The organism is Bradyrhizobium sp. NBAIM18 (genome assembly GCF_020193825.1).
Classification (GTDB): domain Bacteria; phylum Pseudomonadota; class Alphaproteobacteria; order Rhizobiales; family Xanthobacteraceae; genus Bradyrhizobium; species Bradyrhizobium yuanmingense.
Window position 1 is genome coordinate 512,795 of sequence record NZ_JADYVO010000001.1, and the last position, 12,752, is coordinate 525,546.

Genomic DNA, 12,752 nt, shown 5'->3' on the forward strand with positions numbered 1-12,752 from the left:
ACTTCAAGGACGCGGGCGGGAGGGGCGTTCCGACAAGGCCGGCCGATTTTTTTTTGCCCGGCGCAATGGTAGCGCGGAAAACGCGATACCTGTCGGCCCCCGCCCCCGTCGTTCGTCCTCTGGAAACGATCACCCCGGAGCCCCCCATGCCCACCATCACCGCCTTCGAATCCTCCCCCGACCGCGGCAAGGGCCACGCGCGCGACATGCGGGTGCGCTGGGCGCTGGAAGAGGTCGGGCAGCCCTACGACGTTCGCCTCGTCTCGTTCGCCGCGATGAAGCAGCCGGCGCATCGCGCGCTGCATCCGTTCGGGCAGATCCCGACCTATGAGGACGGCGATCTCACGCTGTTCGAGTCCGGCGCGATCGTGCTCCACATCGCCGAGCGCCATGATGGATTGCTGCCGAAGGACGCCAACGCGCGCGCCCGCGCGATCGCGTGGATGTTCGCTGCGCTGAGCACGGTGGAGCCGCCGATCGTCGAGCTCACCATGGCGATGCTGTTCGAGCGCGACAGGAGCTGGTACGCCGAGCGTCTGCCGAGCTTGCAGGAGCGCGTGCACATCAGGCTCGGCGAATTGTCCCGTCACATCCGTGATGCCGACTGGCTCGACGGCGCCTTCAGCGCCGGCGATCTCATGATGGTGACCGTGCTGCGGCGGCTGAATACGTCAGGCCTGCTCGATGAATTTCCTGAGATCGCCGCCTATGTCGCGCGCGGCGAGGCGCGGCCGGCATTCAGGCGGGCGTTCGAGGCGCAGCTGGCGGTGTTTCAGGCGGCGTCGCGTTCGTAGGCGGGTCAGCCCACTTCAGCTCAGCTGGGCCAGCTCGCGGGCAAGGTTCGCGCGGGCTTGGCGATCGAAGCTCGCGGCGAAGACCGGGTCAGGAAAGATGACCTCGCGTGCCGCGAAACGGCGCAGCACGCGGGCGCGGCCGGCGCGATAGTCCTCCTCGGCGACATGGCTGAACTCCCGGCGGATCGCAGCGGCATAGGAGTCGTAGCGGGCGTTATCGGCGCCGAGAATGCTGAGGTCAATCGAGATCAGGATCGCCCCGAGACGGTCGCCCGGGGGAACGTCGTGCGTTTTGGTCAGCCGGATCAGGCGGCCGACCTCTTGGCGAAGCTCGGCGCGGACGTGCTGCTCGGCAAGCTCCGCGCTGCGCTCCTCGTTGTCCGTCCGCGTCGGATCGTAGACGGCGTCGTGCCACCAGATCGCTTCCGACAACGTCTCGCGCTCGGCGACCGAGAGACCATTGATCCGCGCGAGCGCCGCCAGGCAATCCTCGATATGCGCGAGATTGTGATAGTGGCGGCCGGGTGCCGCATAGGCAGCGGCCAATTCGTCGCGGGTCATGGGCGAAGTCTCATGTCGTCGATCTTGTCCTTGTTGATGGCCATCGTGATCTCCCGGACCAGAGGATTGCGGTCATCCTATTGCGCAAAAGGCCATTCGCAAATGGCGCTCTGACGTAGCCCGGATGAGCGCAAGCGATATCCGGGGAGCCCATTCCCGCATGTCGCTGCGCTCATGCGGGCCACGAGGATTGCATCCGCTTCCACTCCCTAGCATGCTGGTCTCCGCCACCCCGGAGGAGCCCGCACATGCTGACCCTCTACTCCTACCCAGAGCTCTTCGGCGTCGCCGACAACAACGGCTACGGCCTCAAGGTTTACGCCTTCCTCAAGCTGTCGGGCGTGCCGTTCGTGCATGAGCACGTCTTCGATGCCTCCGCCGCGCCGCGCGGGCAGCTGCCTTACATCGTCGACGACTTTGATACCATCGGCGACAGCGAGACCATCATCGCGCATGCGATCGCGAAATATCGCCTCACGATCGACGCCGGCCTGTCGCAGGCCGCACGCCGCACCAACCATTTCGTGACGCGCATGCTGGACGATCTCTACTGGGTGATGTCCTATTCGCGCTGGAAGGACGAGCGCTTCTATCCGGCGTTCCGCGACGCCTTCATTGCGCAGCATCCGCAGATCGACGCTGCCGGCTTCGAGAAGGCCAAGGCCTACAACGCGCAGCGCTATCACTTCCAGGGCGTCGGCCGCTACACGCCCGAGCAGGCCTATGCCCGGGGGCTCGCCGATCTGCAGGTGCTGGCGGACGTCGTGCCGGCGCAAGGCTTCGTGCACGGCGCAGCGCCGACGAGCGTTGATGCCGGCATCTACGGCTTCATCGCAAACATCTATTACTTTCCGATCCCGACGCCGCTGAAGGCCTTCGTCGATGCGCACGCAAACCTCGTCGCGCATTGCGAGCGGGTGCATGCGATGGTGAGCAATAATTAGATTGCTCCGTCATTGCGAGCGCAGCGAAGCAATCCAGAATCTCGCCGCGGGGATAGACTGGATTGCTTCGCTGCGCTCGCAATGACGGCGTTCAAGCAGCCCCTACCGCATCGTGATCGCAAGCCCGCTGAGATCCGCATTCGCCATCAGGCCGACCTGCGTGCCCGACAGCTCCAGCACTGCGCCCTTCTGGTTGGTCAGCACGATGGCGCGGGCGCCGGAGCCGACGGCGATGCCGGCACCGGCGGCGCCGTAGACGCCGGCAACGTCGGAGGGGCGGTTGATGTTGGAGACCCGGCCGCGCAGCACGGTCTTGGATCCCCCGAACACGAGGCCGTAGTCGAGGCCACCGGTGGAAAGCCCGTAAGTGCGACCGCGGAAGTTCAGCACGCCCGAGCCGCCGGAGCCGCCGATGATCCAGCCCGCCTTGTAGATCGTCAGCGTCACGAAGCCGCTGTCGGCCTGCGCGGTCGTCGAGAGGCCAGCCAGGGCGACGATGGCGACGCACGCGGCGCGGAGGGTGGATGCGAGCTTCATGGGGGTCTCCGGGGGCTGTTTTTTAAAGGAGGATTCGAATCAGACGGAGCGAATGTACCTGATCGATCGGGGCGGCAACATGTTGGGCGGACGAGGGACTCGGTCTGCGGCCACGCACTCAACTGTCATCGCCCGGCTTGACCGGGCGATCCAGTACGCCGAGACCATTGTGCTTGAGCCGAGAAGCCGCGGCGTACTGGATGCCCCGGTCAAGCCGGGGCATGACGGCGGAGTTTGGGGCCACAGGACGGACCAACCGCTATCATGCCATTCTGCCCCTGTTTTGCCCGACGGAGCAAGCCGCTACTTCCGTAATCCCGAATTTCGACAAACCCCAACGATCTCCGCACCATCCCTACTGTGCATGGGGTTGTTTTCGCACTTTTTGTTTTGAGCCGCCCCGGCCAGCCGCTACGCTCACCCCTCCGCCCCCCTCCCGAGGTGATCCCATGCCGATCCAGCATTTCGCGCCCCCGCCGCACGTCAAGGCGCCGCCGCTGTCCTTTGCGACGCGGGTTGGCGACCTCCTGTTCGTCTCCGGCATTCCCGGCTTCGATGCCAATGGTGCGCTGCCCGACGGCTTCGAGACGCAGTTCGCCAATGTCGTCGTCAACATCAAGCGCGTGCTGGGCGAGGCCGGCGCCGGCCTGCATGATCTCGTCAAGGTCAACGTGCTCCTGACCCGCGCCTCGGACGTTGCCGCGATGAACGCGCTCTATGCCGGCGCCTTCGGCCCGCCGCCGTACCCGGCGCGCACGACTTGCGTGGTGCAGGCGCTGCCCGATCCGAAGATGCTGATCGAGATCGAGGCGGTCGCCTCGCTGGCCAAGTAGGAGCCTACTCAGCTGCGTGTGGCCCATCGGGCACGCGTCCAAACCAAATGCGTTGGGCGCAGCTGACATGTCCGTGAATGGCGGCTCCCCCGCTTGCAAAGGACCTGCTTTTACCGCACGAATTTTTTCGGTCCCATGTCCCACCGCCCATGTCCCACCACCCATGTCCCACAAGGAGTTACTTCATGCGCCGCCTTCTCGCGCTCAGTGCCGTTGCCGGCATCGCTAGTTCCGTGTTCGCCGTGCCCGCCTCCGCGAAGGTCGGCTATTACGTGATCCGCTGGGACAACACCGGCATCTGCCAGGTCTGGAACGAGGACCTGCAGTACAAGCCGTTCCAGTTCGGTGTCTCGACCTACAAGGTCGTCAGCAAGCCGTTCCCGACCTTCCAGCAGGCCTCGGACCTGCAGATCAAGATGCGCACCGAGCGGAAGTGCACGCTCTGAGCCGGACGCGAGAGTAGCGTTTGAAGGGCGGGTCGCGCGGGCGATCCGCCCTTTTGCTTTGCGCTGGCCTGAAGCGTTTCGCCGGCCACAATCAGACCTGTCCCACGCACATTTTTTGAACCTCGACGACGGGTGGAACTACTCACATCTTGTCCGGGGCGCATGCCAAGCGCGTCCCGCACCACCCCTCCCCGTCATTGTCGGGAGGCGCATCACATCATTCATTTGAGGAGCTGATCATGCGTCGTATTTCCATGCTGTGCGCTGCCGCCGGTCTTACCGTCACCGCGTTCGTCGCCGCGAGCCCGGCCGAAGCCAGCTATCATCTGATCCGCTGGCAGGACACCGGCTTCTGCCAGATCTGGGACGAGAGCATCCCGACCACGCCGTGGCCGGCCGGCTATCACCGCGCCAGCGCCAGCGTGCCGACCTTCGTCGATGCACTCATGGTCAAGGACGCCGCGCTCAAGAGCGGTAGCTGCAAGTGGTAAGGTAATCGATCGGCGGACGAAGAACCGGGCAAGGACGCGGGCGTCCTTGCCCGGTTTGCTTTTCGAAGGCCCGAGACGCTCACGCGTCCTTGTGCGCGCCGGGATGGATCAGGATGTCGCGCGCGGCGGCGAGATCGATGAAGGCTTCGGCGCTGCCGCCCTGGTCGGGATGCAGGCCCTTGGCGGCGCGGCGATAGGCCTGGTTGATGTCCTCGCAGGTGAGCTGCACCGCGAGCGGCAGGCCGAGCACCTTGCGGGCGCGGTCCTCGCTGGAGAGCTTCTTCGGCGCGGCGTTGCGGCGGCCGAAGCGCGGCGCGGTCAGATCGTGCACGACCTCGAGCACCACGCCGAGACGGCGCTGGGCCGCCAGCGTCACGCTATGATCGTCATTGTCGACGGCCTGGCGCAGCACCGGCAGCGCCTGCTCGGCGGCCTGGCGCAGCGTGACGTCGTTGCTCATCCGCGCGATCTCCGCCACCAGCCGGCCGGCCTCGGCCCAATCCGGCGCTTGCGCGGACCGCAGGCGTTCCAGAGCGAGTTTCCAGGTTTCGAGCCGTTCCATCATGCGCGCAACGTTTAGCAATCAGGATCAGTATGCCAAGGCCGCCGTTTCCGACCCCTTAATTTCGCGTTAGCGTTTCGTGAAACTTCGAAACGAAAACGGGAGGAAACTGCCATGGCGCTGCTCGCAAACCACATCGCCGTCGTCACCGGCGCCGGTTCCGGAATCGGTCGGGCGATCGCCGCCGGCTATGCGCGGGAGGGCGCGCAGGTCGTGCTGCTCGACGTCAACGCGGAGACGGTGGCGGAGGCGGCGCAGGAGATCCGGCAAGCGGGCGGCAAGGCCGAGAGCTTTGCGCTCGACGTTGTCAGGCACGAGGATTGCTTCGCGCTCGCCAGGCAGATCGCGGACAAGGTCGGGCAGGTCTCGATCCTCGTCAACAATGCCGGCATCACCCGCCGCAACGCCTTCACCGCGGAGACCGAGACGGTGGCGAAGGACTGGAACGACATCATCTCGCTCAACCTCACCGGCGTGTTCAACGTGACGCAGGCGTTCCTCGCGCCCTTGCGCGCCAGCAAAGGCCGCATCGTCAACATCGGCTCGATCCAGTCCTTCGTGCATCTGCGCACGCCGAGCTCGGCGGCCTACACCACCTCGAAACACGGCGTGCTCGGCTTCACCAAGGCGCTCGCGGTCGAGCTCGGCAAGGAAGGCGTGCGCGTCAACGCGATCGGCCCCGGCTTCATCGAGACCAACCTCAACGCCAACGCCCGCGCGACCAATCCGGCGCTGGTGCAGGCTTTCATCGATCACACCCCGCTGGCGCGCACCGGCAAGCCCGAGGACATCGTCGGCCCCGCGGTGTTCCTTGCCTCCGATCTGTCGGCCTATGTCACCGGAACCATCGTGATGGTGGACGGCGGCTATCGCACGGTGTGAGGGACGCGATGCTCGCGCCAATCGCGGCGGCATCTGGGCATTCTCAAGATCAATTCGGTGCAGCCCCTCCAATTAACCTTTCATTAACCAAACCGGACCACCGTAGATTCACGGCTTGGGGGTCGTTGGTTCTCGATCCGCTTCCGACGATGGAAGCGGGCGTTGATCGGGAGGTGTGTTGATGACCACTGTTCATGTCGCCGCGTCCGGGCCGGACGCACAATTGCTTGCCCCGAACCAGATCGTTCCGCTTCTGATCGGCGCCACCGTCGACGAGGTTGAGCGTGAGCTCGTGCTCCAGACGCTGGCGCGCTGCGACGGCAACCGCACGCGCGCCTCGCGCGTGCTCGGCCTTTCCGTCCGCACGCTGCGCAACAAGATCAGGCTCTATGCCGCCTCCGGCATCGACGTGCCCGCCTGTCAGGATTAGCGCACGACATCAGTCGGACAGCGACGACGCGCTGCGCAGCCACGCGCGATGGATGAGGCGGCCGCTCGCGCCGCCGATTGATGTTGATCAAGCCTGGCACGATGCGCGGGCAGAATTGCTGCTGTCGTCAAACGCCGCTAAGTAGCGTGCTCCAGGTGAAGGGAGCGGTGGCGTGGCAGACGACCAGGGACGACGGCCGGGGCCTCAGGGGCCTCGCGGGCGGCAAGGCGAGCCGGGACGGCCGGGGCCACAGGGACATCCGGGCCGGCGCGGCGCCGACGGCGCACGCGGCAAGCCCGGGCCGCAGGGCAAGCCGGGCCCGGTCGGGAAGGCCGGACCGCCCGGCAAGCCCGGTCCGCAAGGCAAACAGGGCGAAGCCGGTCCGCGTGGGCCAGCCGGCGCACCGGGACCTGCCGGGCCGCAGGGACCGGCGGGGCCGCAAGGCCCGCGCGGCGAGCCGGGTCCGCCCGGCCAATTGCCGTCGATCGAGCAGGTGCTGCCCTGGCTCGACCAGCTCTTCGACGCCTGGGACGAACGCCGCCGCCAGCGCGAGCGCGAAGCCGCCGAGCGCGAAGCGCTCGAAGCCGCCGTCCAGGAGACCGACGCGGCAATCGTCGATGACGAGGGCGATGACGTCGACGATCACAGGAAGAAAAAGAAAAGGAAGAAGCACGGCAAGGATAGCCGACGGGTCTAGTCGGGCCGATCCTCGCGCGGCGGCAGCATGCCCATGCGCTCGAACTGCCAGCGCATGGCGCGATACCAGAAATAGCCGACCGCCGCGCCGCACAGGGCGAGGATGATCACGTTCGCGCTCGAGAACGAGCCGCTCCACCACATCATCCACGCGGTCCACAGCAGCGTGAAGACGATGGCACCTGCTTTCAAAGGAAGAAGGGGGCGGCTCATGTCGTGCTCCGGGCGATCAAAACCCCGGCCGCCACCATCGCAAGCTGAGGCAGCAGATACCGTGAGCCAGATCACGGAGCACGCTGCCTGAGCTCACGTACCGAAGCGCAGCCGCGAACGCTCTTTCGCCTTTTCCGCCTCAACCTCGCGGTCGCGCGCCGGTGCGTTCGTATGCAGCGAGGTCAGGAGTTTTCGCGCCGCCTCGGAGACTTCGGCCACCGCACGCTCGAACGCCGCCTCGTTGGCCTGCGAAGGCTTGTTGAAGCCCGACAGCTTTCGCACGAATTGCAGCGCGCTGGCGTGGATCTCATCCTCCGTCGCCGGCGGCTCGAAGTTGAACAGCGTCTTGATGTTGCGGCACATGCACTTTCTCCCGGCGTTTTCCTTAAGACGAAGGTCGGAGCCGAAATCCTACATCCGCCTTCTCGCTTCTGCGACCAACTTGGGGGCGCACCGCCACAAGCTGATCTCGCAGCGCATCATAAGCGGGGCGCCGGCATCGCATATTATTTGAGCATGCATTGCAGTGACGGCTCAGGCTTAATCCGTGCCAACGATAGGAAATACGCGCAGGACAATCGCGCGCCCATGGCATGATACGCGACGAGGAGGATCGCATGCACAGGCTCGCACTGTGCGTTTGGTTGGTTGCGGCGACAGCGCTGGCAAACGTTGCGTTCGCGCGCGACAATGGCCAATACGACCACGTTCCGCCCGACATCCGCGCCTGGTTCAAGAGCGTGATCGCGCCGAACGGGGTTCCCTGCTGCGACATCTCCGACGGCCATCGCACCGAGTATGACGTGCGCAATGGCGCTTATTGGGTGCCGATCGAGGGACAATGGATCGAGGTGCCCGGACGCGCCATCATCCGCGACCAGGGCAATCCGATCGGCCAGGCCGTGGTGTGGTACGTCCACCACCGCGGCTCCATCATCATCAGCTGCTTCGTGCCGGCGGATGCGGTGTAACGCGCCTTGGTGATTTCCATTGGCTGGCGACGGCCCGATCGAGTAGCTTGAAGCCCAGCTGAAGCGGAGGCACGCCGTTGACCGATCTTAGCGCCGAAGACCTCGCCACCATCTATGCCAAGCCGAGCCCGCGCGTGACCGCGAAGGCACGGCCCGCGATCGATGCGCATGCGAAGAAATTCATCGAGATGTCGCCATTCTGCGTGCTCGCGACATCGGGAGCGGACGGCAGCGTCGACGCTTCGCCGCGCGGCGGCGGCATCGGCTTCGTCCGCGTCGCCGGCCCCAACCAGCTGCTGATGCCCGACCGCTCCGGCAACAACCGCATCGACAGTTTCCGCAACGTCGTCGAAGGCTCAGGCTTCGTGCATTTGCTGTTCTTCGTGCCGGGCATCGAGGAGACGCTGCGCGTCGGCGGCCGCGGCACGCTGTCGGCCGACCCGGATCTGCTCGCCTCGATGGTGGAATTCGGCAAGCCGCCGCGCGCGGTGCTGAATGTCGCGGTCAGCGAGGTCTATTTCCACTGCGGCAAGGCGCTGATGCGCTCGAAGCTGTGGTCGTCCGAGAAGGTGCAGCGCTCGGTGATGCCGAGCATCGTCACGGTCATTCACGAGCAGACCGGCCTCGGCGAACCGGCGAGCCAGGAGGCCGTGGAAGAGCTCTACAAGACGCAGCTGTAGCCGAGAGCGGTTCCGCAAAACGTCGTGCGGCAACACGTGGATGGCCGGGTTCAAGCCCGGCCATGACGATGGAGGGAGCCGGGCCCGAGTTTAGTGCCCCTCGCCCTCGAGCCCGCCGACATGCTTCTGGGTGTAGAGCTCGAGGCCGATGCGGCCGATCAGATCGAGCTGGGTCTCGAGGAAGTCGATGTGGTGCTCCTCGTCGCTCATCAGCTTCTCGAACAGGTCGCGTGTGACATAGTCCTTGGCGCTGTGACAGTAGGTCGCCGCCTCCTGATAGAGCGCCCGCGCGCTCATCTCGGCGGCGAGATCGCACTCGATGATCTCCTTGACGTTCTGGCCGATGCGCAGGGGATCGAGCACCTGCATGTTCGGAAAGCCGTCGAAGAACAGGATCCGCTCCGTGAGCTTGTCGGCGTGCTCCATCTCCTCGATGGATTCCTTGCGCCAGACCTTGGCCATGTCCAGCAGGCCCCAATTGTCGAGGAAGCGGTAATGCAGCCAGTACTGATTGATCGCAGTCAGCTCATGACGCAGCGCCTTGTTGAGATAGTCGATGACTTTTGCGTCGCCCTGCATGGTTCACTCCAGCTCTTGCAGTCCAAATCGGTCCCAAACCGAGTTTAGAACGCTTCTAAATCACTTTGCGAGCGAGAGCAACCGGCTACGGGAACCCAGCCGGGGAAAAGCTCAGCCGGAGTTGCGGAAGTTTTCAGCAGGCCGCGAGGGCGAACTCGGCGGGTTCGGCGGTCTCGTCGTTGGCAGCCACGGTGTGGCTATGCGGGCAGCCGGCGCAGCAGGACTGCGCACAGGGGCCGAGCGCTTCGTCGATGATACTCTTGATCGTCCGGGCGCAGCGGCCGCATTCGGCGCTGCAGCCGAGACAGCCATAGACCTGTTTGGCATGCCGCACGGCGTCGTCGGACTCGGCGACGGCGGCGCGGATATCATCATCGCTCAGCACGTTACAGGAACAAACGATCATGGAAGTGGCAGGCCCTTCGGTGACGCGCCATCATCGATATTTAACAGGCCGGCCGGATGCAAAAGGAAAAACAGGTATTTGAAGCTATTCCAAACTGGCCTGATCAAAGCCTAGAACGGCTCTAAATCAAGCTCTTGCGCTGGATCAAGATTGTAGCCGGACTAGTCGCCACCGCCGCCTCCGCCATCGCCATCGCCACCGCCTCCGCAGTCGCCGCCGCTGCTGCTGCCGCTATCGCTGCTCGAACAGCTTGCGCCGTCGCTAGAGCTTCCCGAACTGCCGCCGGACAACCAGCTTCCCAGCGAGAAGCCGTCATTCGTCCCGGAATAGGTGCTGTCCCCGCTACTCCCTCCGTGGCTGCCGGCGGTGGCGCGGGAGCGCCGTGCGCGGTTCTGGAGATGTGCGATCCAGCCGTAGCCGATCGCGAAAACGATCCCGGCCGCAATCAAAGCATTGACCATCGCGTTGCCCATCATCGTCTCCCGGTGGGATCCATATCAATTGGTCGTCTCCGGCAAAGGTGCCGTTCATTGATCATTCAAGCGAAATATGGAACCTTGCCGCCCAAAGGTTCCCTCGTGTTCGTCTGAAAGGTCAAGCAATGAAGAAGTCGCTCCTGGCGGTCGCTGCCGTCGCCATTCTGGCCCTGACGGCCGGAACGCCGGCCCATGCCCAGCGCGGTGTCGCGGCAGGCGTGGCGGCCGGGATCATCGGCGGCGCCATTGTCGGCGGCGCGCTGGCTTCTCCGTATTATTACGGGCCCAGCTATGGCTACTATGGGCCGGGCTACTACCCGCCGCGCTACTACGCCCCGGGTCCAGGCTATGTTGCCGACGACTATTACGGCGGCTGCGTCTGGCAGAAGCAGCGCTTCTGGGATGGCTATGCCTGGCGCGTCCGTCGCGTCCGAGTCTGCGGCTGAGGCGCGCCAAGCCGGTTGACTACGGATGCGCCGTTCATCTCAGGGCCTGAAAAAGACCGCTTTTTCTCGTCACAGCTCCGTGTGCGTTTACCGTGGATTGACCATTTGCGCGCTTCCTAGCTGCAAGGCCAATTCCATCAGAGTGTGCGTGAACCTTTGAAACCCGGGCGCCTCTAACTGGAGGAACCCATCTCCCAGGAGAGCCAAGAGCATGAACAAGACTTTAGTTGCCGCGCTCACGGTCGCGACGGTCGCCGGTTCGCTGGTGACCGCCGCTCCGTCCGCGAAGGCCCATGACGGCGTCGGCGCCGGTATCGCAGCCGGCCTGATCGGTGGCGCCATCGTCGGCGGCGCCATCGCCTCCAGCCGTCCCGCCTATGGCGGCCCCGTTTACATCGCCGAGCCCCCGCCGCCCGCGCCCTGCTACTGGCGCCGCGAGCGCTATTGGGACGGCTACGGCTGGGTCAGCCGTCCGGTTCGCGTTTGCTACTGATCTGATTGCCTGGCGCATGCGCGCCGCGATCGGAAAGCCCGGCCGAGAGCATCGGCCGGGCTTTTTTGTTTGCGCACGCTATCGCGCCGCCTGGATCGAACGCAGCACCTCTTCGCTCGGCCAGCAATCGACCTTGAGGCCCGCCGACTTCTGATAGGCGCCGAGCGCGGCACGCGTCTGCATGCCGGCCTTGCCGTCGATCTTGTCCTTGTAGAGTCCGATCCGCATCAACCCGCGCTGCATGGTCTCGACGTCCTTGGTGCGCAATTGCTTCGAGGCTGACCAGGGCGTTGCGAACGGCAGCGGGCTCGTCATGCGGTCGCTGAGATGGCCGACGAACAGAACGTAGAGATCGGAGAAATTGTATTCCTTGATGACAAAGTAGTTCTTCGTGGTCAGGAATGACGGGCCGTAGATGCCTTCGGGCTGGAGCAGCGAGGCCGGCTGCGCCTGCTCGGCGGCGCTGAGCTTTTGGCCGCGTACCGGGACAAAACCCTCGCGCAGCCATTGGCCGATCGGCTTCGTCACCTCCGGCACGCCCGTCGCGCAATCGACCTTCGGCGGCGCCTGCACCTCATAGGCCCAGCGTACACCGCTTTGCCAACCCTTGTTGACGAGCTGCTGCGCAGCCGAGGCTAGCGCATCCGGCACCGAGTGCCAGATGTCGATGCGGCCATCGCCGTCGAAATCGACGCCATGCTTGTAATATTCGGACGGCAGGAACTGGGTGAGGCCGGTCGCGCCGGCCCAGGACGAGCGCATGTCCTTGCGCGTGACGACGCCTTCATCGAGGATCTTGAGCGCGGCAATGAACTCGTTGCGATACTGATCCTTTCGGCGTCCGACATAGGCCTGCGTCGCCAGTACGCGCACCAGATCGTAGGGCAACGTGTGCCGGCCATAGTCTGTCTCGCGGCCCCAGATGGCGAGCATGACGGTCGCCGGCACCCCGGACTTCTTCTCGATCTCGTCCAGCGAGGTACGATGCTTTTGGAGCAGCCGCTGCCCCTCGCCTGCAAGCCGCGCGATCGAGGCTTCCTTGACGTAGTCGGCCGGCACCTGCACGAACTCGGCCTGCGACGGCGCGCCAGTCGCCGGCCGCCCGGGCAAGAGCAGATCGGGCAGCTTGTAATCGGGCTCCAGACCGCGCGTTTGCGCATCAAACGTTGCGCGCGAAACGCCGGCCTGTTGGGCCTCCGGCCACAACGAGGCGATGAACTGGGTGAAGGCGGCGTCGGCAGCACGGACGGGCGACCAGTTGCAGGCGATGACGATCCCGGCAGCGATGAGCGCCCGTCGCATCATGCTGCCA

The 12,752-nt window shown here is 65.0% G+C and carries 21 protein-coding genes; 12 read left to right on the forward strand and 9 right to left on the reverse strand.

The window, feature by feature from the left end; translation table 11 throughout:
- Positions 1–146 precede the first annotated feature (146 nt).
- The gene (locus I6F17_RS02460; RefSeq protein ID WP_225132279.1) at positions 147–794 is read left to right on the forward strand and encodes a glutathione S-transferase family protein; all 648 of its coding nucleotides are present in this window, start codon (positions 147–149) and stop codon (positions 792–794) included.
- Between the two features lie 15 nt (positions 795–809).
- On the opposite strand, the gene I6F17_RS02465 is transcribed toward I6F17_RS02460, so the two are convergent.
- A complete protein-coding gene (locus tag I6F17_RS02465) occupies positions 810–1,355 on the reverse strand; it encodes a phosphohydrolase (RefSeq protein ID WP_225132278.1) in 546 nt (181 codons plus the stop codon).
- A 248-nt stretch (positions 1,356–1,603) separates the two neighbouring features.
- Between I6F17_RS02465 and I6F17_RS02470 the strand changes: the two genes are divergently transcribed.
- Positions 1,604–2,299 carry a glutathione S-transferase family protein gene (locus tag I6F17_RS02470; protein ID WP_225132277.1) on the forward strand — a complete coding sequence of 232 codons (696 nt, stop codon included), beginning with the start codon at positions 1,604–1,606 and terminating at the stop codon, positions 2,297–2,299.
- Between the two features lie 102 nt (positions 2,300–2,401).
- On the opposite strand, the gene I6F17_RS02475 is transcribed toward I6F17_RS02470, so the two are convergent.
- Positions 2,402–2,836 carry a hypothetical protein gene (locus I6F17_RS02475; RefSeq protein ID WP_036042094.1) on the reverse strand — a complete coding sequence of 145 codons (435 nt, stop codon included), beginning with the start codon at positions 2,834–2,836 and terminating at the stop codon, positions 2,402–2,404.
- A 449-nt stretch (positions 2,837–3,285) separates the two neighbouring features.
- On the opposite strand from I6F17_RS02475, the gene I6F17_RS02480 reads away from it, so the two are divergent.
- From I6F17_RS02480 to I6F17_RS02490, 3 genes are all read left to right on the forward strand, one after another.
- On the forward strand, positions 3,286–3,669 hold the full coding sequence (locus tag I6F17_RS02480; protein WP_225132231.1) for a RidA family protein: 384 nt from the start codon (positions 3,286–3,288) through the stop codon (positions 3,667–3,669).
- A 185-nt stretch (positions 3,670–3,854) separates the two neighbouring features.
- Complete coding sequence (locus tag I6F17_RS02485) at positions 3,855–4,115, forward strand: hypothetical protein (protein ID WP_036013227.1); 261 nt, start codon at positions 3,855–3,857, stop codon at positions 4,113–4,115.
- Between the two features lie 239 nt (positions 4,116–4,354).
- A complete protein-coding gene (locus I6F17_RS02490; RefSeq protein ID WP_225132230.1) occupies positions 4,355–4,606 on the forward strand; it encodes a hypothetical protein in 252 nt (83 codons plus the stop codon).
- A 79-nt stretch (positions 4,607–4,685) separates the two neighbouring features.
- Here the strand turns inward: I6F17_RS02490 and I6F17_RS02495 are convergent, their stop codons facing one another.
- Positions 4,686–5,171, reverse strand: coding sequence for a J domain-containing protein (locus I6F17_RS02495; protein WP_225132229.1), 486 nt, complete (start codon positions 5,169–5,171; stop codon positions 4,686–4,688).
- A 111-nt stretch (positions 5,172–5,282) separates the two neighbouring features.
- On the opposite strand from I6F17_RS02495, the gene fabG reads away from it, so the two are divergent.
- The 3 genes from fabG (at position 5,283) to I6F17_RS02510 (ending at position 7,177) form a co-directional block, all read left to right on the forward strand.
- The gene (gene fabG, locus I6F17_RS02500) at positions 5,283–6,050 is read left to right on the forward strand and encodes a 3-oxoacyl-ACP reductase FabG (protein WP_225132228.1); all 768 of its coding nucleotides are present in this window, start codon (positions 5,283–5,285) and stop codon (positions 6,048–6,050) included.
- A gap of 181 nt (positions 6,051–6,231) precedes the next feature.
- The gene (locus tag I6F17_RS02505; RefSeq protein ID WP_036042101.1) at positions 6,232–6,480 is read left to right on the forward strand and encodes a helix-turn-helix domain-containing protein; all 249 of its coding nucleotides are present in this window, start codon (positions 6,232–6,234) and stop codon (positions 6,478–6,480) included.
- 172 nt (positions 6,481–6,652) lie between these two features.
- Positions 6,653–7,177: a collagen-like protein gene (locus I6F17_RS02510; protein WP_128263768.1), complete on the forward strand. Its 525-nt coding sequence runs from the start codon at positions 6,653–6,655 to the stop codon at positions 7,175–7,177.
- Here I6F17_RS02510 and I6F17_RS02515 read toward each other — a convergent pair.
- Entirely contained in the window at positions 7,174–7,389 is a 216-nt protein-coding gene (locus tag I6F17_RS02515; protein ID WP_036042135.1) for a hypothetical protein, read from the reverse strand. The two genes, I6F17_RS02510 and I6F17_RS02515, sit on opposite strands and share 4 nt — an antisense overlap.
- A gap of 93 nt (positions 7,390–7,482) precedes the next feature.
- Positions 7,483–7,752: a DUF2277 domain-containing protein gene (locus I6F17_RS02520; protein WP_036042121.1), complete on the reverse strand. Its 270-nt coding sequence runs from the start codon at positions 7,750–7,752 to the stop codon at positions 7,483–7,485.
- 254 nt (positions 7,753–8,006) lie between these two features.
- On the opposite strand from I6F17_RS02520, the gene I6F17_RS02525 reads away from it, so the two are divergent.
- On the forward strand, positions 8,007–8,360 hold the full coding sequence (locus I6F17_RS02525; RefSeq protein ID WP_036028558.1) for a hypothetical protein: 354 nt from the start codon (positions 8,007–8,009) through the stop codon (positions 8,358–8,360).
- Between the two features lie 77 nt (positions 8,361–8,437).
- On the forward strand, positions 8,438–9,040 hold the full coding sequence (locus tag I6F17_RS02530) for an MSMEG_1061 family FMN-dependent PPOX-type flavoprotein (protein ID WP_225132227.1): 603 nt from the start codon (positions 8,438–8,440) through the stop codon (positions 9,038–9,040).
- 90 nt (positions 9,041–9,130) lie between these two features.
- Here the strand turns inward: I6F17_RS02530 and bfr are convergent, their stop codons facing one another.
- The 3 genes from bfr to I6F17_RS02545 form a co-directional block, all read right to left on the reverse strand.
- Positions 9,131–9,619 carry a bacterioferritin gene (bfr, locus tag I6F17_RS02535; protein WP_036013205.1) on the reverse strand — a complete coding sequence of 163 codons (489 nt, stop codon included), beginning with the start codon at positions 9,617–9,619 and terminating at the stop codon, positions 9,131–9,133.
- Positions 9,620–9,752: 133 nt separating this feature from the next.
- Entirely contained in the window at positions 9,753–10,025 is a 273-nt protein-coding gene (locus I6F17_RS02540; RefSeq protein WP_036013202.1) for a (2Fe-2S)-binding protein, read from the reverse strand.
- A 161-nt stretch (positions 10,026–10,186) separates the two neighbouring features.
- The gene (locus tag I6F17_RS02545) at positions 10,187–10,501 is read right to left on the reverse strand and encodes a hypothetical protein (protein WP_225132226.1); all 315 of its coding nucleotides are present in this window, start codon (positions 10,499–10,501) and stop codon (positions 10,187–10,189) included.
- Between the two features lie 125 nt (positions 10,502–10,626).
- On the opposite strand from I6F17_RS02545, the gene I6F17_RS02550 reads away from it, so the two are divergent.
- Together I6F17_RS02550 and I6F17_RS02555 are read left to right on the forward strand one after the other, a co-directional pair.
- Complete coding sequence (locus tag I6F17_RS02550) at positions 10,627–10,947, forward strand: hypothetical protein (RefSeq protein ID WP_057026972.1); 321 nt, start codon at positions 10,627–10,629, stop codon at positions 10,945–10,947.
- A gap of 211 nt (positions 10,948–11,158) precedes the next feature.
- Complete coding sequence (locus I6F17_RS02555; protein WP_036013199.1) at positions 11,159–11,440, forward strand: hypothetical protein; 282 nt, start codon at positions 11,159–11,161, stop codon at positions 11,438–11,440.
- A gap of 78 nt (positions 11,441–11,518) precedes the next feature.
- On the opposite strand, the gene I6F17_RS02560 is transcribed toward I6F17_RS02555, so the two are convergent.
- Positions 11,519–12,745 (reverse strand): lytic murein transglycosylase, encoded by a 1,227-nt coding sequence (locus I6F17_RS02560; protein WP_225124029.1) that lies wholly within the window; start codon positions 12,743–12,745, stop codon positions 11,519–11,521.
- Positions 12,746–12,752 lie beyond the last annotated feature (7 nt).

Excerpts from the sequence above, each read along its gene's own strand:
- I6F17_RS02460 (WP_225132279.1), top strand. The coding sequence starts at position 147 with ATGCCCACCATCACCGCCTTCGAATCCTCCCCCGACCGCGGCAAGGGC.
- I6F17_RS02465 (WP_225132278.1), bottom strand. The coding sequence starts at position 1,355 with ATGACCCGCGACGAATTGGCCGCTGCCTATGCGGCACCCGGCCGCCAC.
- I6F17_RS02470 (WP_225132277.1), top strand. The coding sequence starts at position 1,604 with ATGCTGACCCTCTACTCCTACCCAGAGCTCTTCGGCGTCGCCGACAAC.
- I6F17_RS02475 (WP_036042094.1), bottom strand. The coding sequence starts at position 2,836 with ATGAAGCTCGCATCCACCCTCCGCGCCGCGTGCGTCGCCATCGTCGCC.
- I6F17_RS02480 (WP_225132231.1), top strand. The coding sequence starts at position 3,286 with ATGCCGATCCAGCATTTCGCGCCCCCGCCGCACGTCAAGGCGCCGCCG.
- I6F17_RS02485 (WP_036013227.1), top strand. The coding sequence starts at position 3,855 with ATGCGCCGCCTTCTCGCGCTCAGTGCCGTTGCCGGCATCGCTAGTTCC.
- I6F17_RS02490 (WP_225132230.1), top strand. The coding sequence starts at position 4,355 with ATGCGTCGTATTTCCATGCTGTGCGCTGCCGCCGGTCTTACCGTCACC.
- I6F17_RS02495 (WP_225132229.1), bottom strand. The coding sequence starts at position 5,171 with ATGATGGAACGGCTCGAAACCTGGAAACTCGCTCTGGAACGCCTGCGG.
- fabG (WP_225132228.1), top strand. The coding sequence starts at position 5,283 with ATGGCGCTGCTCGCAAACCACATCGCCGTCGTCACCGGCGCCGGTTCC.
- I6F17_RS02505 (WP_036042101.1), top strand. The coding sequence starts at position 6,232 with ATGACCACTGTTCATGTCGCCGCGTCCGGGCCGGACGCACAATTGCTT.
- I6F17_RS02515 (WP_036042135.1), bottom strand. The coding sequence starts at position 7,389 with ATGAGCCGCCCCCTTCTTCCTTTGAAAGCAGGTGCCATCGTCTTCACG.
- I6F17_RS02520 (WP_036042121.1), bottom strand. The coding sequence starts at position 7,752 with ATGTGCCGCAACATCAAGACGCTGTTCAACTTCGAGCCGCCGGCGACG.
- I6F17_RS02525 (WP_036028558.1), top strand. The coding sequence starts at position 8,007 with ATGCACAGGCTCGCACTGTGCGTTTGGTTGGTTGCGGCGACAGCGCTG.
- bfr (WP_036013205.1), bottom strand. The coding sequence starts at position 9,619 with ATGCAGGGCGACGCAAAAGTCATCGACTATCTCAACAAGGCGCTGCGT.
- I6F17_RS02540 (WP_036013202.1), bottom strand. The coding sequence starts at position 10,025 with ATGATCGTTTGTTCCTGTAACGTGCTGAGCGATGATGATATCCGCGCC.
- I6F17_RS02545 (WP_225132226.1), bottom strand. The coding sequence starts at position 10,501 with ATGATGGGCAACGCGATGGTCAATGCTTTGATTGCGGCCGGGATCGTT.
- I6F17_RS02550 (WP_057026972.1), top strand. The coding sequence starts at position 10,627 with ATGAAGAAGTCGCTCCTGGCGGTCGCTGCCGTCGCCATTCTGGCCCTG.
- I6F17_RS02555 (WP_036013199.1), top strand. The coding sequence starts at position 11,159 with ATGAACAAGACTTTAGTTGCCGCGCTCACGGTCGCGACGGTCGCCGGT.
- I6F17_RS02560 (WP_225124029.1), bottom strand. The coding sequence starts at position 12,745 with ATGATGCGACGGGCGCTCATCGCTGCCGGGATCGTCATCGCCTGCAAC.